The sequence below is a fragment of the Aestuariivirga litoralis genome, from assembly GCF_003234965.1.
Taxonomy (GTDB): Bacteria; Pseudomonadota; Alphaproteobacteria; order Rhizobiales; family Aestuariivirgaceae; genus Aestuariivirga; species Aestuariivirga litoralis.
Genome location: NZ_QKVK01000003.1, coordinates 103,502 through 125,433, shown reverse-complemented (window position 1 = coordinate 125,433; position 21,932 = coordinate 103,502). Strand labels below are relative to the sequence as shown.

20 protein-coding genes are annotated in these 21,932 nt (G+C 66.3%); 6 read left to right on the top strand and 14 right to left on the bottom strand.

Translation table 11 applies throughout. The annotated features are described in order from the left end of the window. Positions 1–9 precede the first annotated feature (9 nt). The 3 genes from mltG to gmk all read left to right on the top strand — a co-directional run bounded on the left by mltG (position 10) and on the right by gmk (position 3,021). Complete coding sequence (mltG, locus tag DK847_RS07850) at positions 10–1,425, top strand: endolytic transglycosylase MltG (protein ID WP_146256073.1); 1,416 nt, start codon at positions 10–12, stop codon at positions 1,423–1,425. 65 nt (positions 1,426–1,490) lie between these two features. Next, on the top strand, positions 1,491–2,378 hold the full coding sequence (locus tag DK847_RS07845) for a YicC/YloC family endoribonuclease (protein ID WP_111197531.1): 888 nt from the start codon (positions 1,491–1,493) through the stop codon (positions 2,376–2,378). A 10-nt stretch (positions 2,379–2,388) separates the two neighbouring features. Further along, a complete protein-coding gene (gmk, locus tag DK847_RS07840) occupies positions 2,389–3,021 on the top strand; it encodes a guanylate kinase (RefSeq protein ID WP_111197529.1) in 633 nt (210 codons plus the stop codon). A gap of 44 nt (positions 3,022–3,065) precedes the next feature. On the opposite strand, the gene rsmA is transcribed toward gmk, so the two are convergent. Genes rsmA through DK847_RS07820 form a run of 4 tightly spaced genes read right to left on the bottom strand, consistent with a single transcriptional unit; the run spans position 3,066 to position 8,220 of the window. Further along, positions 3,066–3,902 carry a 16S rRNA (adenine(1518)-N(6)/adenine(1519)-N(6))-dimethyltransferase RsmA gene (gene rsmA, locus DK847_RS07835; protein ID WP_111197527.1) on the bottom strand — a complete coding sequence of 279 codons (837 nt, stop codon included), beginning with the start codon at positions 3,900–3,902 and terminating at the stop codon, positions 3,066–3,068. After that, a complete protein-coding gene (gene pdxA, locus DK847_RS07830) occupies positions 3,899–4,891 on the bottom strand; it encodes a 4-hydroxythreonine-4-phosphate dehydrogenase PdxA (RefSeq protein ID WP_111197526.1) in 993 nt (330 codons plus the stop codon). The genes rsmA and pdxA overlap by 4 nt, the downstream gene beginning before the upstream one ends. Positions 4,892–4,900: 9 nt before the next feature. Then, complete coding sequence (locus DK847_RS07825) at positions 4,901–5,905, bottom strand: SurA N-terminal domain-containing protein (RefSeq protein WP_111197524.1); 1,005 nt, start codon at positions 5,903–5,905, stop codon at positions 4,901–4,903. Then, complete coding sequence (locus DK847_RS07820; RefSeq protein WP_161957191.1) at positions 5,905–8,220, bottom strand: LPS-assembly protein LptD; 2,316 nt, start codon at positions 8,218–8,220, stop codon at positions 5,905–5,907. The genes DK847_RS07825 and DK847_RS07820 overlap by 1 nt, the downstream gene beginning before the upstream one ends. A gap of 211 nt (positions 8,221–8,431) precedes the next feature. On the opposite strand from DK847_RS07820, the gene DK847_RS07815 reads away from it, so the two are divergent. Then, a complete protein-coding gene (locus DK847_RS07815; RefSeq protein WP_111197520.1) occupies positions 8,432–9,910 on the top strand; it encodes a leucyl aminopeptidase in 1,479 nt (492 codons plus the stop codon). Between the two features lie 6 nt (positions 9,911–9,916). Here DK847_RS07815 and DK847_RS07810 read toward each other — a convergent pair whose 3' ends face one another. From DK847_RS07810 to DK847_RS07800, 3 genes are all read right to left on the bottom strand, one after another. Beyond that, positions 9,917–10,930 (bottom strand): LacI family DNA-binding transcriptional regulator, encoded by a 1,014-nt coding sequence (locus DK847_RS07810; protein WP_111197518.1) that lies wholly within the window; start codon positions 10,928–10,930, stop codon positions 9,917–9,919. A gap of 284 nt (positions 10,931–11,214) precedes the next feature. Next, positions 11,215–12,060, bottom strand: coding sequence for an S-formylglutathione hydrolase (fghA, locus tag DK847_RS07805; protein ID WP_111197516.1), 846 nt, complete (start codon positions 12,058–12,060; stop codon positions 11,215–11,217). A gap of 2 nt (positions 12,061–12,062) precedes the next feature. Further along, complete coding sequence (locus DK847_RS07800; RefSeq protein WP_111197515.1) at positions 12,063–13,190, bottom strand: S-(hydroxymethyl)glutathione dehydrogenase/class III alcohol dehydrogenase; 1,128 nt, start codon at positions 13,188–13,190, stop codon at positions 12,063–12,065. Positions 13,191–13,390: 200 nt separating this feature from the next. Between DK847_RS07800 and DK847_RS07795 the strand changes: the two genes are divergently transcribed. Both DK847_RS07795 and DK847_RS07790 read left to right on the top strand, forming a co-directional pair. Further along, positions 13,391–14,515, top strand: coding sequence for an efflux RND transporter periplasmic adaptor subunit (locus DK847_RS07795; protein WP_111197513.1), 1,125 nt, complete (start codon positions 13,391–13,393; stop codon positions 14,513–14,515). Positions 14,516–14,521: 6 nt separating this feature from the next. Next, positions 14,522–17,590 carry an efflux RND transporter permease subunit gene (locus tag DK847_RS07790; RefSeq protein WP_111197511.1) on the top strand — a complete coding sequence of 1,023 codons (3,069 nt, stop codon included), beginning with the start codon at positions 14,522–14,524 and terminating at the stop codon, positions 17,588–17,590. Here DK847_RS07790 and DK847_RS07785 read toward each other — a convergent pair whose 3' ends face one another. From DK847_RS07785 to argC, 7 genes are all read right to left on the bottom strand, one after another. Then, on the bottom strand, positions 17,591–18,019 hold the full coding sequence (locus DK847_RS07785) for a hypothetical protein (protein WP_111197510.1): 429 nt from the start codon (positions 18,017–18,019) through the stop codon (positions 17,591–17,593). Positions 18,020–18,105: 86 nt separating this feature from the next. Then, on the bottom strand, positions 18,106–18,294 hold the full coding sequence (yacG, locus tag DK847_RS07780) for a DNA gyrase inhibitor YacG (RefSeq protein WP_111197508.1): 189 nt from the start codon (positions 18,292–18,294) through the stop codon (positions 18,106–18,108). A 1-nt stretch (position 18,295) separates the two neighbouring features. Then, positions 18,296–18,910, bottom strand: coding sequence for a Maf family nucleotide pyrophosphatase (locus DK847_RS07775; RefSeq protein WP_245414552.1), 615 nt, complete (start codon positions 18,908–18,910; stop codon positions 18,296–18,298). 31 nt (positions 18,911–18,941) lie between these two features. Beyond that, positions 18,942–19,160, bottom strand: coding sequence for a translation initiation factor IF-1 (gene infA, locus DK847_RS07770; protein ID WP_111197504.1), 219 nt, complete (start codon positions 19,158–19,160; stop codon positions 18,942–18,944). A 76-nt stretch (positions 19,161–19,236) separates the two neighbouring features. Further along, positions 19,237–20,184, bottom strand: a complete 948-nt coding sequence (locus tag DK847_RS07765) for an AEC family transporter (RefSeq protein ID WP_111197502.1) — start codon at positions 20,182–20,184, stop codon at positions 19,237–19,239. Between the two features lie 166 nt (positions 20,185–20,350). Then, positions 20,351–20,956, bottom strand: a complete 606-nt coding sequence (gene leuD / locus DK847_RS07760; protein WP_111197501.1) for a 3-isopropylmalate dehydratase small subunit — start codon at positions 20,954–20,956, stop codon at positions 20,351–20,353. A 12-nt stretch (positions 20,957–20,968) separates the two neighbouring features. Next, positions 20,969–21,925 carry an N-acetyl-gamma-glutamyl-phosphate reductase gene (argC, locus tag DK847_RS07755; RefSeq protein WP_111197500.1) on the bottom strand — a complete coding sequence of 319 codons (957 nt, stop codon included), beginning with the start codon at positions 21,923–21,925 and terminating at the stop codon, positions 20,969–20,971. Positions 21,926–21,932 lie beyond the last annotated feature (7 nt).

The window sequence follows — 21,932 nt, the reverse complement described above, 5'->3', positions numbered from 1 at the left end:
GGAGACAGGTTGGCAGCAACGCAGCCCAGCGTGAAAGTGCCCGGACCCCGCCACGCCCGGCAACGGCGTTCGGCGATCTCGCGCGTGTTGGGCTGGACCTTCCTGCTGCTGCTTGCCGGACTGGTCATCGCTGCAATCGCAGGCTTTTTTGCCTATGGCGAATTCACCGCCCCCGGCCCGCTGGCCGAGGACAAGGTATTCATGGTGGCGCCGGGCCAGTCGGTCACGGAGATCGGCGAGGTGCTGCAGCAGAACGGCATCGTGTCCAACGGCCGCATCTTCGCGCTCATGGCGCAGGCCACCGGCCAGCGCGCCCGGCTGAAGGCTGGCGAATATGCCTTCCCGAAGGGAGCGACGATGGCCGAGGTGATGGCGCTTCTCGCCAGCGGCAAGGCCGTCACCTACAAGATCTCGATCCCGGAGGGCTTCACCAGCCAGATGGCGGTGGACCGCGTCAACGCCAACGAGGTGCTGACGGGCGATCCCGCCGCGGTGCCGCCGGAAGGCTCGATCCTGCCGGACACCTATGTGTTCCGCCGCGGCATGACGCGCCAGAAACTGGTCGCCGACATGCAGGCGGCGCAGGCCAAGCTGCTCGCCGAACTCTGGGCGGCGCGCAAGCCCGTGCCGGTGATCGAGACGCCGGAACAGGCGGTGACGCTCGCCTCCATCGTGGAGAAGGAAACCGCAGAGGCCGACGAGCGGCCGGTGATCGCGTCAGTGTTCATCAACCGGCTCGAGAAGGGCATGCGGCTGCAGTCGGACCCCACCATCATCTATGGCATCGTGGGCGGCAAGGGCCGGCTCGACCGGCCGCTGACGCGCGCCGACATCGACACCGCCACGCCCTACAACACCTATCGCATCAAGGGCCTGCCGCCCGGCCCCATCGCCAATCCCGGCCGCGCGGCGCTGGAAGCGGTGCTCAATCCGGAAGACACCGACAAGCTCTATTTCGTGGCCGATGGCACCGGCGGCCATGCCTTCGCGGCGACGCTGGAAGAGCATAACCGCAACGTGAAGAACTGGCGCCAGATCGCCGGCAACGCCGCGGCAGCCGCCGCCGCGGACGAGGGCGAGGCAGACGCCTCCGCTGCGCCGACGCCCGATGCCACGCCGCCCGCCGCCGCGACCCCGGTTCCGGCGCCGCCTGGCGGCAATGCCGCGGAGGCGCCGTTGGCGGATGTTGCGCCTGCGCCGGACGGCCCTGCAGCGCAGCCCCCCGCCGCCGAAACAGCTGCGCCGGAGCCGCCCCCTGCGGCGGCGGAGCCAGCACCGGCGCCCACCGTTGTGGCCGTGGTGCCGAAGCCCCAGGCCAAGCCGCCCCAGCCCGTGGCAGCGAAGCCGGCGGCCGTGGCGCTGAAGCCCGGCACGGTGCTGACCATCGACGGTCAGGCCACCGTCATTCCCCGGCTGCGCCCCTGAGGCGTTTCGCGCGCTGCGGAAACGTTCTAAAGCTGCGTCACTGATTCACTTCCAGGGACGGCCTGATGCCCATTTCCAGCATGACCGGTTTTGCCCGCGCCTCGGGCGAGCGCCAGGGCCTGTTCTGGCAATGGGAAATCAAGAGCGTGAACGGCAAGGCGCTTGACGTGCGGCTGAAGATGCCGCCGGGCTTCGAGGCGCTGGAGGTGCCGGTGCGCGCCGCGCTTGCCAGCGCCTTCCGGCGCGGCAACCTGCAGGTCTCGCTCTCGGTCAGCGGTCAGATGGGCCGTGAGACGGTGCGCCTCAACCAGGACATTCTCGACCGGCTGGTCGCGGCCGGCGAAACGCTGCGTGACCGGATCGGCGGCGAACCGCTGCGCGCCGACGTGCTGCTGTCGATCAAGGGCGTGGTCGAGGTGACGACGGAACCCGAGGAAGAGGCCGAGATCGAGGCCCGCAACGCCGCCATGCTCGCCAGCTTCCACGAGACGCTGACGTCCCTCGCCGCCGCGCGCCGCGAGGAAGGCGACAGGCTCAATGCCGTCATCTCCGCCCAGGTGCTGCGCATTGCCGAACTGGCCGAGGCCGCGAAATACAATCCGGCCCGCACGCCAGAGGCCATTCGTGCCCGGCTGGCGGAGCAGGTGGCGCGGCTGATGGAGACGGGCTCCACGCTCGACCCCGACCGGCTGCACCAGGAGGCGGTGCTCGCCGCCACCCGCGCCGACATCCAGGAAGAGCTCGACCGGCTCGCCTCGCATGTGGAGGCCGCGCGGGTGCTGCTCGCATCGAACGAGGCAGTGGGCCGCAAGTTCGACTTCCTGGCGCAGGAATTCAACCGCGAGGCCAATACGCTGTGCTCCAAGGCGTCCGACCGGTCGCTGACGGCGATCGGCCTCGACCTCAAGACCGTCATCGACCAGCTGCGCGAGCAGGTCCAGAACATCGAGTGAAGAACCAGCCATGACTGACATTCCCCGCCGCGGCCTGCTGCTCGTGATGTCCTCGCCCTCGGGCGCGGGCAAGACCACCCTGTCGCGCCGCCTGCTGGCCTCCGACTCCAACATCACCATGTCGGTCTCCGTCACCACTCGCGCACCACGGCCGGGCGAGGTGGACGGCAAGGACTACCACTTCATCAGCCACGAGGAATTCGGCCGGCTGCGCGACCGCGGCGACCTCCTCGAATATGCCGAGGTCTTCGGCAATTTCTACGGCACGCCGAAGCGCCCGGTGGTCGAGGCGCTGCAGGCGGGCCGTGACGTGCTGTTCGACATCGACTGGCAGGGCACCCAGCAGCTGGGCGCCACGATGGAGGAAGACCTGGTGCGCATCTTCATCCTGCCGCCCTCGGCGGAGGAGTTGCGCGACAGGCTGATCGGGCGGGCCCAGGATTCGGCCTCGACCGTCGCCAAGCGCATGGCCAAGGCGGCCGACGAGATCAGCCACTGGCCGGAATACGACTACGTGATCGTCAACGAGGACATCGACCTGGCCAATGCCGAGATCGAGGCCATCCTGCGCGCCGAGCGCCTGAAGCGCCGGCGGCGCGTCGGGCTGTCGGAGTTCGTCCGCAGGCTGACGAAAGGGTTGTAGCGGCTGTGTGAACCCGCACCCCGGCTCCTGCCGGGATGGCGAGCTCACTGTTGAAGCCGCGCCGCCAGCCTTGCAAAGGCCTCCACCGGCAATTGCTCGGCACGAAGTTCGGGATTGATGCCGAGGTCGGTAAGGATCGTCTCCGGCTCCGGCAGCAGGCTCTTGAGGCTCGCCCGCAGCATCTTGCGGCGCTGGCCGAAGGCGGCGGCGGTGACGCGCTCCAGTACCTCGAGCCGGCACACCGGTTCGGGCCTCGGCTTCGGGATCAGCTGCACGATCGAGGATGTCACCTTGGGCGGCGGCGTGAAGGCGGATCGATTGACGTCGAACAGCTTCCGCGCCGTGGTGCGATACTGGCACAGTACCGAGAGGCGCCCGAAATCCTTGCCCCCGGGCTTCGCCACGATGCGTTCGGCCACTTCCTTCTGGAACATCAGCGTCAGCGACTCGTAGAAGGGCGGCCACGGCCCGCCCAGCCATCCCACCAGCAATGGCGTCGCGATGTTGTAAGGCAGGTTGGCGATGATCCTCGTCGGGTGGCCATCCGCCAGCCTGGCATAGTCGGTCTCCAGTGCGTCGCCGGAGATCACCGTGAGCCTCCCCGGATAGGCAGCGGAGATTTCGGCGAGTGCTGCCAGGGCGCGGTCGTCGCGCTCGATGGCGATCACGCGGGTCGCACCCTCCATCAGCAGGGCGCGGGTGAGGCCGCCGGGCCCGGGGCCGACCTCGATCACCGTGACGCCTTCGAGCGGGCCTGCGGCGCGCGCGATGCGGCGCGTGAGGTTCAGGTCGAACAGGAAGTTCTGGCCCAGCGCCTTCCTGGCGGCAAGCCCATGCCGCGCGATCACCTCGCGCAGCGGCGGCAGCGCGTCCTCGCTCACGCCGCCGCCTTGCGCATCCGGGCGGCGAGGCGGATGGCGGCGATGAGGCTCTTCGGGTTTGCCGAGTGCGTGCCGGCAATGCCCAGCGCCGTGCCATGGTCCGGCGAGGTGCGGATGAAGGGCAGCCCAAGGCTCACATTGATGCCGCCGTGGAAATCCAGCGTCTTCACCGGGATCAGTGCCTGGTCGTGGTACATGCAGAGGATCGCGTCATAGGTGGCACGCGCCTCGGCATGGAAGGCGGTGTCGGCGGAGAGCGGCCCGATGACATCGAGGCCCTCGGCGCGCAGCGTGTCGAGCGCCGGGCGGATCACCGTGATCTCCTCGCGGCCCATGGTGCCATTTTCGCCGGCGTGGGGATTGAGCCCCGTGAAGGCCAGGCGCGGCCGCGTGAGACCGAAATAGCGTGCCAGGTCGCGCGCCGTGACGCGCGCCTGCGCCAGGATCGCCTCACGCGTCAGCTGCGCCGGCACGTCCTTGAGCGGGATGTGGACGGTGACGGGAATGGCGCGCAGGTCTTCTGCCACCAGCATCATCACCTCCTGCACCGGCTGGCCGTGGCGGGCGGAGAGGTGGGCGAGATAGTCCGTGTGCCCCTGGTGCCGGAAACCGGCGCCATAGAGCGCCTCCTTCTGGATCGGGTTGGTGACGATGCCGCCGGCCTCGCCGCGAAATGCCATGGCCACCGCCTCGTCGATGGCGGCAATCACCTGCGGCGCCGTGTCGGCCGCGATGCTGCCCGGGCGTGGATGCGACGCCAGCGGGCGATGCAGCACGGGCAGGGCGGAGGCGAAGACGCGGGGGGCTTCCGAGGCGGAGGCGATCTCGGCCACGGCGAGGCCCGGGTTGCGGCTCCGCCAGTAGGCGGCGTCTCCCAGCAGTGCGAAAGTGGCGGCGGGCTCATGCCGGAGGGCGGCCCAGGCGGCCGCCGTGATGTCCGGCGCAATGCCGGCCGGCTCTCCGGAGGTGAGGACGAGGGGGGCCGTCATCCCCGCCCGTTACTGGGCATAGCTCGGGTCACGGTACTCGACATAGATCTTGTCGCGCGCCGTGGCGAGGTACTGCTCTTCCAGCTTGTCGTATTTCTCGTTGATCACCGCGCGCTCGATCTGCTCGCGCGTCGGCATGGTGAAGTTGGGCTTGGGCGGGGTCAGCTTGCGGATGCCGCACAGCGCGATGAGCTGGATGCCGCCCTTGCCGCGCATGGGGCCCACGGCGCGGCCCACACCGCCCTTTTCGAGGGCGGCCCGCATGGTGGGCGGCAGCTTGGCGGCGTCGGCCTCGAAGGTCTTGCCCTTCTTGACGTTGAAGATGCCCTCCGAGGCGGCCTTCAGCCCGTTGCAGCTTTTCAGCCGCTGCATGACCTGGGCGGCCTCGATGGCGCGTGACTGCATCAGCATGGGGTCGTCGCCGTCGATGGGCAGGATCACTTCCATCAGGGTGAAGACGGTGATCGGCTTCATGCGCGGGTCGCTCATGATCTTCGCCTGTTCCTGGCCGATGTTGGCCTTGATCTCGGCCATCTTGGCATCGATTTCGGCGTCGCTGACCTTGACCTGCTGGGCGTATTTGCCCTGGATGATGCGGTTGAAGCCCATGCCCGCCTTCACATAGTCGATGAAGGCCTGCTTGGTGACGCCCTTGGCCTCCAGCTTGGCATAGAGCTGGTCGACGGTGAGCTTCATGTTTTCCGCCAGCCGCTTGATGCGGTCCTTCATGTCGGTGTCGCTGGGCAGCAGATTGTAGCGCTTGGCTTCCTGGATCTTCACCGCCTGGTCGATCAGCTGGAGCAGCGCTTTCTTCTTGTCCATGCCGCCGCGCGGCACGTCGTCCATGATCTCGAGCAGCGCGATGCGGCTGGTGAGGTCGAGCTCGGTGATCGGCTGGTCATTGACGATGGCAATGATGGTGGCGGCCTGCGCGGGTGTTGCCGGCAGCACTGCGGGTGCCCATGCGAGGAGGGCTGCGAAAAGCGCAGCGGCGGAAAGACGGCGCCAGTTCATCAGAGCACGAACCCGCCCGCCAGCGTGCCGATCGTCCTCAGCTCCACGCTGACGTCGAGCCGGTATTCAGTGCCATTGTCCGAAACGCCAAACTGGTCGGTGTGAGACATGGAGTAGGTAACATCCACCTTCATGCAATCGCAGTCATAGGTCACGCCCAGGCTTTCGCCCATCCACTTGTCCGACTGCAGATTGTAGCGGGCGCTGCCGAACACGCTCCACACATCGGAGAGCATGTAGCGGCCACTGCCCCAGATCTGCTCTTCATCGTCAGGCCGGCCATAATTGGCGGCCGCCGAAATATCGGCATAGCTCACTGAGCCTGCAAATTTGCCCAAATTGAGACCGAGCGATGCTTCCTGCACGTTGATGCGGGAGAAGTCCTCCTCCCAGCGGGCCTGGTAGCCGAGCGTCACCGCCGGGTTGAACTGCAGCGCGATGGCACCGACCATGTCGGAGGCGGTGCCATCGAGGCCGGAGCCCACGAGGTAGCTGTTCTCGCCCGCGATGTGGAAGCTCTCGCCGACGCTGGCACGCACGAAGCCGCCGCTGGGCGCCAGCAGGGTATACTCGACGCCGGCATTGGCGCGTACGCCGCCTTCCCAGCGGTCATAGCCGGTGAAGCGGTCGCTGAGGAACAGGTTGGACGTGTCGAAGTTGAGGGTGATCGCGTCTTCATTGCCGTTGTCGCGCTGGTCGGGCTCGGAGGTCGAGGCGATCATCTGCACCACCGGCGTCAGCACGCTTTCGAAGGAGCCGATCGAGGTGACGAAGGGCATGCGGGTATCGATGCCGGCCGTGGGCAGCACGGAGAAGTCGGCCTCCGAATCCGCCGAAGCGGTGGGAACGTTCTCGGAATAGAAACCGTCGCCGCGCACGGCGGCGAAGGGCGTCACCAGCAGGCCCGACTGCGAGATCAGCTGACGCCGCCAGTCGGCATAGGCCATCATGTGGGTCTGGTTGGTGCCGAGGTTGAGATCGAGCTGGTTCTTGTCGTTGCTGGGGTCTTTTGGATTGTTGTTGTTGCCGTAGTAGTAGGTGTCGATGGCGTTCTGGCGCTCGAGCGTGTAGTAGTTGAAGCCGTAGGAAAACTCTCCGCCCAGCACGTCTTCCGGCAGCACGTAGTCACCGGTGATAAACGGCGTGGCGACCGGCATGTCACCCTGCTGCTCACCCTGCACCAGCGACCGCCAGCCGATGACCTGCGCCTTGGTGTAGTTGCGGTCGTCGAGGCCGGTGGCCTGCACGAAGCTCGCCAGCATGTTGCGCGGGTCGATGCTGTAGTCCGACATGAACTGCTTGTCGCTGGTCAGCGTGCCGTCCCAGCCCCAGGTCCATTTGTCATTGATGCGGAAGTCGGCCTGGGTTCGGGCCGCGCCGCGCCAGGCCGAGTCATGCGGATTGGTGTCGAGCTTCGAGAATTCATAGATGCCCCAGCCCTGCAGGCTCATCGTTCCGGCGGGCAGCGCCTTGCGGATCTCGATGTCGCCGAGCGGGCCGTTGCGCGTCGTCCACATGGGCGAGAAGGTCATGTCGGTGCTGCGGTCGATCGCCCAGAAATAGGGCGTGGTCAGGCCGAAGCCGAAGTTGCCCCAGTTGACGGAGGGCAGCAGGAAGCCGGTGCGGCGCGTCACCGTCGGGTCGGGATATTCGAAGTAGGGCGTGTAGAACACCGGGACCGAGCCGAACTTCAGCTGCGCGTCCTTGTAGTAGATGGTGTGGTTCTTGTTGTCGTGCTTGGCTTCCCGCGCGGCGATCTGCCAGACCGGCGTGCCGTCCGCCGTCACGCAGGTCTTGCACGCGGTGTAGCTCGCGTGCTCGTAGATGGTGATGCCGTTCTCGTAGCGGCGCGCATATTGCGCGGTGATGGTGACGTTGTTGGTCAGCAGCGCCCGCACATATTCGGCGAAGCCCTCGGCGAAGGTGTCCTTCATCGTCGCGGAATCGGCTTCCATGACGTTGCCGTTCGGCTCCTTCAATACGACGGAGCCATTGGCCGAGAAGGTTTTCTTCTTCATGTCATAAACCACCTTGGTGGCGGTCAGGACATAGGGGCCGTAGGTCAGCTGCACCGTGCCGGTGGCCGTCGCGATGCTGGTCTTGTCGTCATAGGTCAGGGTGTCGGCGACGACGTTGACGCGCGTTCCCTTGGGGATCGGCTTGTCTTCCGGAGCGACGAAGGCGGGCTGGTTGTTGACGCCGGCCAGCGTGCTGCCCACGGAGAGTGCGATGCCGGCAGCCGCCAGCAGTCCGAGGAGGCAGACATGCAGTCCCCGCACCCGTGCATAGCGCTGGTTGAAACGGTGTTTTCGCACCTGACCCCGACAACTCACTTCACGAAGCGAGTATTAACGGGTTTCGGGGGGTGCGGGAAGCCCTCGAGGAGGGTTTCGCGGCGGATTGACGCCTGCTGCCGGACTGTACCGGCACATGGTTAACAACCAGTCAATGATGGGGGCCGCGAAATCATTCCCAAGCCGTTGAAAACGCGCTAGCTTCGCCTTTTCTCACCGTGAAGGCGATTGCATGAAAGTCAGCTTCTCCCCGGCCAGCCTGCCGAAGTCCGGCGTGGTCATCCTTCTCGTGCCCGAGGGCCAGTCCCTGACGGGCCTGGCGGCGGAAGCCGACCGCCGCACCGGCGGGCAGATTCGCCGTGCCATGACGGCGGCGGGCTTCACCGGCCGCGGCGACACCACCCTCGACGTGGTGGCGCCTGGCGGACAGTTCAGCCGGACCGTGCTGTTTGGCCTCGGCCAGCCTGCAGCGCTGCGGCCGCTCGACCTCGAAATGCTGGGGGGCGCCGTGGCCGGGGTGTCGCAGGCCCTCAGGACCGACTCGGTGGCCCTCGCGGCGGATGTGGCTGCGGCGGGGCTTACGGTGGGTGAAACGGCTGCCCTCATCGCCTCCGGCATCCGGCTGCGGGTCTACAGCTTCACTCGCTACAAGTCGAAGAAGCCTGACACGCGAGAGTTGAAGCAGGTGACTGTACTCACGCCCGACGCGAAGGGCGCCCGGCAGCGCTTCGTGGCATTCGAAGCGGTGGCGGACGGCGTGCACTTCGCCCGCGACCTGGTCAACGAGCCACCCAACCATCTCCATCCGGTGGAATTCGCCGAGCGGATGCGGCCGCTGGCCAAGCTCGGCCTCAAGATCTCGGTGCTCACCCCGGCGCAGATGAAGAAGCTGGGCATGAACGCCCTGCTCGGCGTCGCCCAGGGCTCCGCCCATGAGGCGCGCATGGTGGTGATGGAGTGGAAGGGCGGCAAGGCCAGTGAGGCCCCGCTCGCCTTCATCGGCAAGGGCGTGACCTTCGACACCGGCGGCATCTCCATCAAGCCTGCCGCGGGCATGGAGGACATGAAGGGCGACATGGGGGGCGCTGCCTGCGTCGCCGGCCTGATGATGGCGCTGGCAAAGCGCAAGGCCAAGGTCAACGTGGTGGGCGCCATCGGCCTCGTGGAAAACATGCCGGACGGCAAGGCGCAGCGTCCGGGCGACGTCGTCACCTCCATGTCGGGCCAGACCATCGCGGTGCTCAACACCGACGCCGAAGGCCGCCTCGTGCTCGCCGACGTGCTCTGGTACATCCAGGACCGCTTCAAGCCGCGCTTCATGATCGACCTCGCGACGCTGACCGGCGCCATCCTGGTGGCGCTGGGCAAGGAGCATGCGGGCCTGTTCTCCAACAACGACGAGCTGGCGCAGCGCCTGTCGGAAGTGGGTTATGCGACGGGCGAGAAGGTGTGGCGCATGCCGCTGGCGCCCGAGTACGACAAGATCATCGACCATGACGTGGCCGATGTGAAGAACACCGGCGGCCGCCATGCCGGTGCCATCACGGCGGCGCAGTTCCTGCAGCGTTTCGTCAACAATGTGCCCTGGGTGCACCTCGACGTGGCGGGAACCGCCATGGATGCCCCGCGCAACGCCATCAGCCAGAGCTGGGGCTCTGGCTGGGGAGTGCGTTTGCTGAACCGGCTGGTGGCGCAGTTCTACGAGCGCTGAGGCACCTCAGGCGGCGACGGCGGTGCGCGTGGGGGCGCAGCTGCCGCGCAGCTTCAGTTCCACCGGCAGCACGGTGTCGGGCGCCACGGCCTGGCCGCGGATCAGGCCCACCAGCTTCTCCACGGCGCGGGTGCCCGCCTCGGCACGCGGCACGTCGACCGTGGTGAGCGATGGGTAGGCATGCTGGCCATCGGGCGTCCCGTCGGCGCCGATGAAGGAAATGTCGCCCGGCACGTGGATGCCACGGTCGCGGCACACGTCCATGGCGGCGCAGGCCATGGTGTCATTGGCGCAGAACACCGCGGTGGGCGGCTGGGCCATGTCGAGCAGCTGCCGCATCGCCTCCGCCCCGCCATCGCGGTGGCCCGTGCCGTTCCTGACCAGATGGTCTTCCACCGGCAGGCCGAGCTTGGCCATGGCGGCGCGGTATCCGTCGCGGCGCTCCCGCGCCGAGTGCTGTCCCACGTCACCGGAGATATGGGCAATGCGGCGGTGGCCCATGGAGGCCAGCTGGTGCACCGCAAGGTCGGCGACGTGATGATCATCCACCCGCACCACGGGGACCGGGGCGTCATAGATCCGGTCGAACACCTGCACCACCGGCAGGTCCGGCTGCGGGCCGGTGAAGCGCTCCACCCCGGAGCCACCATCCACCACCACCATGCCGTCCACCCGGCCGGCGCTGAGCAACTCGCCATAGGCCTCGCGGTACTTCTCCGACTTGCGGGTGAAGCCCACGATGATGGCATAGCCCATGGCCAGCGCCGTATCCTCGATGCTGCGCACGAGGCCGGGGTAGAAGGCGTTGTCGATGCAGGGGGTGAGCACGAGCAGCGTATCGGTGCGCTGGATGCGGAGCGAACGGGCTACCAGATTGATCTTGTAGCCGCAGGAGGCGGCGGCATCCCTCACGGCACGCCGTGTGCCGTCGGCAACGAGGTCAGGATTGGAGAGGGCCCGCGAGGCGGTGGCTACGGACACTCCGGCGAGCTTGGCAACATCGGATAAGGTCGGTCGCATGCGTTTCAACCCGAAATGGTTTACTTCGCCAAAATATCGCACAACTTAAACGTTTCAAATTGACAAAATCGTTAACCGAACAACTGGATCCATAATTTCTTATAAACTGGACTCAAAAGCAATCTCGCAAAGGAATGCACAATTTTGCGCTAATTGCTATCTAACGCACTGTTATAAAATAAAAAATTCTTTCAACGATCAGTTGCATAATGGCTTCCGGCTCCACCCACTGCACTGCGTCGCAACGCCGCAGTAACGGAACTTTTTGGTTCGCTTGAGGCGACTCAGCGCCGGAATCGCTCCGCGTGCCAGGCGATGTGCTCCGCCATGAAGCTCGAAATGAAATAATAGGAGTGGTCGTAGCCCTCCTGCATGCGCAGCGTCAGCGCAATCGACGCCGCCTTGCAGGCCTCTGCCAGCAGCCAGGGGCGCAGCCCGTCCTGCAGGAAGCCATCGGCGCTGCCCTGGTCGACCAGCAGTTCCGGGAGCCGGGCGCCGTCCTCGATCAGCGCCACTGCATCCCAGGTCCGCCACGCCGCCTCGTCAGGGCCCAGATAGGCGCCGAGCGCGGGGCGTGACCAGTCGGCTGTGGCCGGGTGGACGATGGGGGCAAAGGCCGAGCACGACCGGTAGCGGCCAGGGTTCCTGAGCGCCGCCACGAGGGCGCCGTGGCCGCCCATGGAATGACCGAAAACGCCCTGCCGGCTCATGTCCGCCATCGGGAAGCTGGCAGCGATGACGGCGGGCAGTTCGTCGGTCACATAGGAGTACATCCGGTAGTGCTGCGACCACGGCTCCTGCGTGGCATCGACATAGAAGCCGGCCCCGCAACCCAGCTTCCAGTCGTCGGGCACATCCGCAACTCCCTCGCCGCGTGGGCTGGTGTCCGGGCAGACGATGATGACGCCATGCTCTGCAGCAGCCTGACGGTATTCACCCTTCTCCATGACATTGGCGTGGGTGCAGGTGAGGCCCGAAAGATACCACAGTACCGGCAGCTTCTGGCCTTGCGCATGGGGCGGCACGTAGACCGCGAAGGTCATCGGACAGGCGCAGGCCTCCGAGACGTGGGTGTAGACGCCCTGCATGCCGCCATGGCTCCTCCACAGCGACTTCGCTTCGATCGTCATGGTCAGAACAGGATGACGGAGCGGATGGACTTGCCCTCATGCATCAGGTCGAAGGCCTTGTTGATGTCCTCCAGCGGCATGGTGTGGGTGATCATCGGGTCGATCTCGATCTTGCCCGACATGTACCAGTCGACGATCTTCGGAACGTCCGTGCGGCCGCGCGCGCCGCCGAAGGCGGTGCCCTTCCAGACACGGCCCGTCACCAGCTGGAACGGGCGCGTGTTGATCTCCTGTCCGGCACCCGCGACGCCGATGATGATCGACTGGCCCCAGCCGCGGTGGCAGGCCTCGAGCGCGATGCGCATGACCTTGACGTTGCCGGTGCAGTCGAAGGTGTAGTCGGCACCGCCGATCTGGTCGGCACCGCGCTTCGTCATGTTGACGAGATGCGCCACGAGATCCCCCTGGACCTCGGTCGGGTTGACGAAATGCGTCATGCCGAAGCGCTCGCCCCAGGCCTTCTTGTCATTGTTGATGTCGACGCCGATGATCATGTCGGCGCCCGCCATCTTCAGGCCCTGGATGACATTGAGGCCGATGCCGCCCAGTCCGAAGACGATCGCTGTCGCACCGGTCTCGACATTCGCAGTGTTGAGCACGGCGCCCACGCCGGTGGTGACGCCGCAGCCGATGTAGCAGATCTTGTCGAAGGGCGCCTGGTCATTGACCTTGGCCAGCGCGATCTCCGGCAGCACGGTGAAGTTCGAGAAGGTGGAGCAACCCATGTAGTGGTGCACCTTCTGGCCCTTGTAGGAAAAGCGCGAGGTGCCGTCCGGCATCACGCCCTGGCCCTGGGTGGCGCGGATCGCGGTGCACAGGTTGGTCTTGCGCGACAGGCACGACGGGCACTGGCGGCACTCGGGCGTATAGAGCGGGATCACGTGGTCGCCGGGCTTCAGCGTGGTCACACCCGCACCCACCTCGCGCACGATGCCCGCACCCTCGTGGCCGAGAATCGCCGGGAACAGGCCCTCGGGGTCGGCACCGGAGAGGGTGAACTCGTCGGTGTGGCACACGCCGGTGGCCTTGATCTCGACCAGCACCTCACCGGCCTTCGGCCCCTCGAGGTCAAGTTCCACGATCTCGAGCGGCTTTCCAGCCTGGAAGGCAACGGCGGCACGGGTCTTCATCGGGGCGCACTCCATTCTTGAATTGATGTCGTGGCCAGCACATATCGCGGGCGGCCCTGCAAGGCCAGAGCCAGAAAGATCCGGCGGCAGCAACGGATCTCCCCCCGTCATCCGTCATCGATCCGGCGGCAAGCAATGCGGCGTATGGAAGAGTCCGGGGTTTCGGCCTAGGGTCGCGCCCCGTGAGAGGTGTTTTGCTGATGAGAAGCCTGATTTACCTGCTGGTCGGCATCGCGATTCTCGCCGGGGCGGCATTCGGCGTGCGGCACTATGAAATCGACCTCGCGGCGCTCACGGGCTTCGGGAGCACCAAGACGGTGGCCGCCGGCGGCGAGGCGCCACAACGCCAGGGTGGCGGACGGGCCAACCGGGGCCCCGCCGCGGTTGAAACGGCGCGTGCGGCAACTTCACGTTTGAGTGATGACGTCTCGGCACTTGGCACGCTCCTGTCCGACGAGAGTGTCGAGATCGCGCCGGAGACCAGTGGCCGCGTGTCACGCGTGCTGTTCGCCGATGGCGCCAAGGTCGAGAAGGGCACGCCGCTGTTCCAGTTCGATTCCGATCTTGCGAAATCCGACCTTGCGGAAGCCGAGGCGCGGCTGAAGCTTGCCGAGGCCAGCTTCGCGCGCAACCAGAAGCTCCGCCAGTCCGGCAACGTGGCGCAGAGCGCCTATGACGAGGCGCTGTCGGGACGCGACGTGGCCCGCGCCGCGGTGGAGGCCGCCCGGGTACGGCTCGACAAGCTGACCATCGCTGCGCCCTTTTCCGGCACGCTCGGCTTCCGCAACGTGTCCGAGGGTGCCTATGTGACGGCGGGAACGGCGCTGGTGAAGCTCGACAAGACCGACCGCCTGCAGGTGAGCTTTGCCGTGCCGGAGCTGCAGCAGCAGGCGGTGATGGATGCGGCGACGGTGACCTTCACCGCCGACGCGGTGCCGGGCGAGACCTTCACCGCCACCATCGACGCGCTGAACCCGGTGATCGACGTCAATGGCCGCGCCCTGCAGGTGCGGGCCGATGCCGACAATGCAGCAGGTAGGCTGCGGCCCGGCCTGCTGGTGCGGGTTGCGGTGAAAGGCCCGGAGCGCGAGGCCGTGATGGTGCCTGAATCCGCGGTGGTGCAGCGAGCCAAGGGTGCCATGGTCTATACCCTGTCCGGCGACAAGGTGACGGAGGTGAAAGTCCGCCTCGGCAAGCGTGTCGAGGGCAAGGTCGAGGTGCTCGACGGCATTGCCGCGGGCGACACGGTGGTGACGGCGGGCAATGCGCAGCTTTCCAATGGCGCCAAGGTGGAGGTGGTGTCGACTGCCGCCGCCGCGGAGTAGGCCGCCATGGGATTCACCGAACTCTGCATCCGGCGCCCGGTCTTCGCCACGGTGCTGAGCCTCGTCCTCGTGCTGGCGGGGCTGATGTCGTTCTCGCGGCTGACGATCCGCGAATATCCCAACATCGACGAGCCGCAGGTCTCGGTGCAGACCAACTACCCCGGCGCCTCGGCCGAAATCATCGAATCGCAGGTCACGCAGGTGCTGGAGGGCTCGCTCGCCGGCATCGAGGGCATCGACACCATCGAGTCGACCTCGCGCGCAGAGCAGAGCCGCATCACCATCCGCTTCCGCTCCACCGTCGCCATCGATGCGGCGACCTCGGACGTGCGTGACCGGGTCAGCCGGGTGCGCCGCCAGCTGCCGGACGAGATCACCGAGCCGACCATCTCCAAGGTCGAGGCGGATGCCCAGCCCATCATGTTCCTCGTCACGCAGTCCGACACAATGGATGCGGCGGCACTCACCGACTATGTCGACCGTTTCGTGGTCAACCGCTTCAAGAATCTCGATGGCGTGGCCGATGTGCAGGTCAACGGCGAGCGCACCTATGCCATGCGGGTGTGGATCGACGCCGCGCGGCTTGCCGGCCAGGGCCTCACCGTGCAGGACGTCGAGACCGCCATCCGCAACCAGAATGCCGACATTCCGGCCGGCCGCATCGAAAGCCTCGACCGCGAGTTCACCGTGCTGTCCAAGACGGCGCTGGGCACGGCGGAGGAATTCTCCGACATCGTGCTGAAGGAAGGGGGTGGCCTGCAGGTCAGGCTGCGCGACGTGGCCCGCGTCGAGCTCGGCACGGCGGATGTGCGGCGCGAGAGCCGCTACAACGGCGTGACGGCGATCTCGATCGGCATCGTCAAGACCGCGGTGGCCAACCCGCTCGACGTGGCCAGCGAGGTGAAGGCCCTGCTGCCGCGCCTCAACGGCGAATTGCCGAAGGGCACCTCGATCACCGTAGGCTTCGATTCCACGGTGTTCATCGACCGCTCCATCGACAATGTGTTCAAGACCATCCTCGAGGCCATCGGCCTCGTGCTGCTCATCATCCTGCTGTTCCTGCATTCCTTCCGCGCGGCGGTGATCCCCGTCGTCACCATCCCGGTGTCGCTGATCGCCACCTTCGCCATCATGTATGCGACCGGGCTCACCGTGAACACGCTGACGCTGCTCGCCATGGTGCTGGCCATCGGCCTCGTCGTCGATGACGCCATCGTGGTGCTAGAGAACATCTACCGCCACATCGAGGAGGGCATGAAGCCCTTTGACGCGGCGATCAGGGGCGCGCGCGAGATCGGCTTCGCCGTCATCGCCATGACGCTGACGCTCGCCGCGGTCTATGCCCCCATCGCCTTCACGCCCGGGCGCACCGGACGGCTGTTCATGGAATTCGCGGTGACGCTCGCCGGCGCCGTCATCGTCTCCGGCTTCGTGGCCCTCACGCTGACGCCGATGATGTGCTCGAAGCTGCTGAAGCATTCCGAGCGGCGCAACATCTTCGCGCGCCTCATCGAGGGCATGCTCGACGGGCTGGAGCGGGGCTATCGGGCCATGCTTTCGGCCGCGCTCACGCTGCGCTGGCTGGTGCTGCTGCTGGCGCTCGGCGTGGGGCTTTCCGGAGGCTGGCTGTTCACGCAGATGAAGTCCGAGCTGTCGCCCACCGAGGACCGCGGCACCATCATCATCAATGCCAGCGCGCCGGAAGGGGCGAGCTTCGGCTATACCCAGCGCTATGCCTCGCAGGCGGAAGAACTCCTCGCCCAGGTGCCGGAGCTGCAGTCCTACCTGATGATCGTGGGGCCCGGCGACGTCACCCAGTTCCTGTCCTTCGCACGGCTCAGGGACTGGGCGGAACGCGATGTCTCGCAGCAGCAGGTGGTGCAGCAGCTGTCGCCCAGGCTGAGGAAGATCGCCGGCGTGCAGGCCTTCGCCACCAATCCTGCGTCCCTCGGCGTGCGGGGCTTCGGCAAGCCGTTCCAGTTCGTCATCCAGTCGTCTGCGTCCTACGAGGAGCTGAATGCGCTGGCGCAGAAGCTGGTCGAGAGGCTGAAGGACAATCCCGGCCTCACCGACCTCGATACCGACATGCGCCTCAACAAGCCCGAGGTCGAGATCGAGATCGACCGCGCCCGCGTGGCTGACCTGGGGCTCGATATCTCGGTGATCGGGCGCACGCTGGAAACGCTGCTGGGCGGGCGCAACGTGACCACCTTCCAGATCGGCTCGCAGCAATATGACGTGACGGTGGCGCTGCCTGCCTCGGAGCGCACCAGCCCCGAGACTCTGGCCAACATCTTCGTGCGCGGCAAGAACGGCGAGATGGTGCAGCTCTCCAACATCGTGACGGCGAAAGTGGGCGTGGCACCGCGTGACCTGCGCCGCTTCAACCAGCTGCGCGCCATCACCATCCAGGCCAATCTGGCGCCCGGCTATACGCTGGGCGAGGCGATCGCGGCGGTGGACCAGGCGGCGGCCGAGGTGCTGCCGCAGGGCACGCTGACCGACCTCACCGGCCAGGCGCGCGAGTTCCGCGATGCAAGCTCCAACCTGGCGCTGGTCTTCGTCATGGCGCTGGCCTTCATCTATCTCGTGCTGTCGGCCCAGTTCGAGAGCTTCCGCGATCCGCTGATGATCATGGTGTCGGTGCCGCTCTCGATGACCGGCGCACTCGGAGCTCTGTGGCTCACCGGCGGCACGCTGAACGTCTATTCGCAGATCGGGCTGGTGACGCTCATCGGCCTCATCACCAAGCACGGCATCCTGATCGTCGATTTCGCCAACAAGCTGCAACTCGACGGCATGGAGCGGCGACAGGCCATCCTCGAGGCGGCACGGCTGCGGCTGCGGCCGATCCTGATGACCACGGCGGCGATGATCCTCGGTGCCATCCCGCTGGCGCTGGCCACGGGGGCCGGAGCCGAAAGCCGCCAGCAGATCGGCTGGGTGATCGTCGGCGGCATGAGCCTCGGCACGCTGCTCACGCTGTTCGTCGTGCCCTGCGTCTATGCCGTCATGGGCTGGCGGCCGAAGCCGGGCGGGGCGCCGCAGGTGGCGGCCCCTCACCCGGCGGAATAGTTACTGCGCGCGCTTGGCGGTCCAGCAGGCGATCACCTTGCTGTCCGGCTTCGAGTGGTCGTAGCACAGCTGCATGGTGTTGGCGTCGCTGAGGTTGAAGAAGTACTGGCCGTCGTCATCCAGCATCATGCCCGACTTGTTGTCGGGGTAGAGGTGGCCGATCAGCGTCTCGCTGCGCTTCGGCGCCACCATCTCGCCGCCGAAGCGCGCGCCCACCTGCTCCTTGATGTCGAAGGTGAATTGCAGGGTCTCGGTGGCGAAGGTGATCTTCTTGCCCGGTTCGGCATTGCGGTCCGGCGTGTTGCCGACCATCACGGCGCTGTCCACCATGCCCACCCACTTGCCCACCATGTTCGGGGCGTCATCGGCAAGGGCCGGGGCAGCAAGGGCCAGAAAGGCTGCGGCGGAAAGGACGGAACGGAAAAGCATGGCGAATCTCCTCTGTGAAGGAGCGCCACGCTAAGGCTGCATGCGGCGAAGGTCGATGGAACTCCGGTTGCGCCGGACGCCGGTTCTCAGGCGCTGCCGCTGTCGTCTTCGCCGGGCTCGTCGTCCTGCGCCGGGATGGCGTAGTTGCCGCCGAGCCAGCGGTTCAGGTCCACCTGCGCGCAGCGAGCGGAACAGAAGGGATGATATTTCTGCTGCGAGGCCTTGTTGCAGATCGGGCAGGGGCGGCGGGGACGGAGCCGGACGGGCTCGGTCATCTCAGACCTCGGATTGCGGCGCCGTCATCCAGCTGTGGAACACCGGGTAGCCGGCCCCTTCGAGAAGGCTGACCGTCTCGAAGAGCGGCAGTCCGATCACGCCGGAATAGGAACCGGTGAGAAGCCGCACGAAGGCCTCGGCCCGGCCCTGGATGGCATAGCCACCCGCCTTGCCCCGCCATTCGTTGGAGGCGATGTAGCTGTCGACGTCCTCGCGCGACAGGCGCTTGAAGCGCACCTTGGTCTCGACGCAGCGGGTCGAAAGCTTCTTGCCGGGCGCGACGAGACAGACGGTGGAATAGACCCAGTGCGAACGGCCCGAGAGCAGCGACAGACAGTCGAGCGCATCGTCGATGGTCTCGGCCTTGGGCAGGATGCGGCGGCCGAGGCCGACCACGGTGTCCGCCGCCAGCACGAAGGTGTTCGGCCCGAGTTCCTTCACCAGCGGCATTTCCAGCGCGCGGCTTGCCTTCTCCTTCGCGAGGCGGATGGAGAGGGCGCGTGGCGTCTCGCGCTTGTGCGGGATCTCGTCGACGTCGGACGGGTTGAGGAGGTCGGGCGTCAGCCCGACGCGCTCGAGCAGTTGCAGCCGGCGCGGCGAGGCACTGGCCAGCACCAGCTTGACGGGGGCATGCGCGCCCTTGGCTTTACTTGAAGCGGTAATTGATGCGGCCCTTCGTCAGGTCATAGGGCGTCATCTCGACCATCACGCGGTCGCCCGCCAGGACGCGGATGCGGTTCTTGCGCATCTTGCCGGCGGTGTGGGCGATGATCTCGTGATTGTTGTCGAGCTTCACGCGGAAGGTTGCGTTGGGCAGAAGTTCGGTCACGGTACCTTCGAATTCGAGCAGTTCTTCCTTTGCCATGTGGCTCCTTGGAGGGGGGTTCTGAAATTCGCGCGGAAAATGGACCTGTTCACCCGTAAAATCAAGCCATTCGGGCCTAAATCACCCCGGCATCCATGAGATAGAGCAGGATCGAGGCCGAGAGGGCCGCCAGGGCCGTCCCCAGCGCGATGGCGCCGGAAACCGCCGCCACCGCCTCGTTGTTCCGCTGCGAGAACAGGAAGGCATTGGCCCCCGTCGGCATGGCGGCGAAAAGGATCGCCACATGGCCCCAGAGCGGCGGGATCGAGACCACGTAGTGCACCAGGAGGAAGACGAGGAAGGGCATCAGCACCATCTTGAGCCCGATCAGGCTGAACATGCCGCTCCACGAGCCCCGGAGCGAATAACCAGCCAGCGAAACGCCCAGCGCAAAGAGCGCGGTGGGAACGGAGGCATCTGCCAGCATGTCGAGCATGGTGCCGAAGACGGGGTGGAGCCCCCAGCCGGTGAGCCGCCACAGCGTGCCGGCCAGCAGGCCCAGCACGATCGCATTGGTGGCGAGGTTGCGGAACAGGTCCCAGGCCGTCCTGCCGATGGAGAAACCGCCGGTGGTCTGGAACAGCGCCCGGTGCAGCATGGCGGTGAACCACAGGATGGGCGCATGGATCGACAGGATCATGCCCAGCGGGATCGCCACCTGCTGGCCGAAATGGGACAGCGCCAGCGGCGTGCCGAGCAGTGCCAGGTTGCCGAAGCCCGCCGCCATTGAGGCGGCAGCACCGCCCGAGACGTCGAGCGACGGCACCACGCGCGAAACCAGGGCGGCCGCCACCCAGGTGATGCCGAGGCCGCCGAAGAAGGCGATCCAGAGCTCCCAGGGTGCTCCCTGCTGGGCGCCCATGGTGGCCACGGTCTTGAACAGCAGCGCCGGGATGGCGAGGTTGAAGACGAAGAGTGAGAGGCCCCGGCCTGCCGCGGCGTCGAATACCTTGGCCTTGGTGAAGCCGTAGCCCAGCACGATCATGCCGAAGACCGGCAGGACGGTGTTGAGGATCGAGTCCACTTAGGCGGAACGAATGGGAGTGAGCATCATCCACCCCATCATGGCGTCACCCCGGCGAAGGCCGGGGTCCCGCTTTGCGTCCGCATGCAGGGTGAAGGAAGCGGGATCCCGGCCTTCGCCGGGATGACGGCATCTTCTGTTGCCTCTTCCCGCTACGCTCACGGGATCAAAGCCAGGGCTGGCTTGCCGCCTGCTTCTTCTCGAAGCTGTCGATCGAGGAGACCTTCTCGAGGCTCAAGCCGATGTCGTCGAGGCCGTTCAGCAGGCAGTGCTTGCGGAAGGGGTCGAGGTCGAACTTGATGGTGCCGCCGTCGGGGCCGCGGATCTCCTGGTTGGGCAAGTCGATGGTCATGGTGGCGTTGGCGCCGCGCTCGGCATCGTCCATCAGCTTCTTCAAGTCTTCAGGCGAGACCTTGATCGGCAGGATGCCGTTCTTGAAGCAGTTGTTGTAGAAGATGTCGGCGAAGCTCGTGGAGATCACGCAGCGGATGCCGAAGTCGAGCAGCGCCCAGGGCGCATGCTCGCGCGAGGAGCCGCAGCCGAAATTGTCGCCCGCCACCAGGATCTCGGCCTTGCGATAGGCCGGCTGGTTGAGCACGAAGTCGGCGATTTCCTTGCCGTCCTGCGTATAGCGCATCTCGAAGAACAGCGACTTGCCAAGACCCGTGCGCTTGATCGTCTTCAGGAACTGCTTCGGGATGATCATGTCGGTGTCGATGTTGACGATGTTCAGCGGAGCGGCGACACCGGTGAGCGTTTCGAACTTCTGCATCTCTTGTGGTCCTCAGGCAGCTTGCGGGAGATCGGTGCCGAGGGTTTCCTCCGCGCCGATCATGATGTTGAGATTCTGCACGGCAGCACCGGAGGCGCCCTTGCCGAGATTGTCGTAGATGGCCATCAGCAGCACGTGCCCGCGCGCATCATTGGCAAAGACGTGGAGGCGCATGCGGTTGGTGTTGTTCAGCGCTTCCGGGTTGATGTGCGGGGCGCGCTCGATCGGCTCGTAAGGCGCCACCTCGATGAAGGGCTGGTTGGCATAGGCCAGCGACAGGCAGTCGCGGATGTCCTGGCCCTTCGCCTTCTTCCTCAGGAGTTCTGCGAAGAGCGGCACGCAGCCCATCATGCCCTGCGCGTAGTTGCCCACCGCCGGCTGGAAGATCGGCGCATGGGCGAGCTCGGCATAGACCTGCATTTCGGGCAGGTGCTTGTGGGCGAAGCCGAGGCCGTAGGGGTGATAGGGAATGGCCGCCGTGCCCTTCGCCTCGTAGTCCTCGATCATCTTCTTGCCGCCGCCCGAATAGCCCGACACGGCATTGTAGGTGACGGGATAGTCGGTGGACATGATGCCGGCATTGACGAGCGGGCGGACGAGCGCGATCAGCCCCTGCGGATAGCAGCCGGGATTGGCGACGCGGCTCGCCGATGCAATCTGCTGGCGGTGGAGTGCGGAGATCTCCGCCATGCCATAGGCCCAGCCCTCGGCCACGCGGAAGGCGGTGGAGGCATCGATGACGCGGGTCTTCGACGCAGGATCGATCATCGCCACCGCTTCCTTCGCCGCATCGTCGGGCAGGCACAGGATCGCGACGTCGACGGAATTCAGCAGCTCGCGCCGTGCGTCCGCGTCCTTGCGGCGATCCGGGTCGATCGAGACGAGCGTCACGTCGGAACGGTTCTGCAACCGCTCGCGGATCTGGAGCCCGGTGGTGCCGGCCTCGCCATCGATGAAGATGCTGGTCATGAGGCGC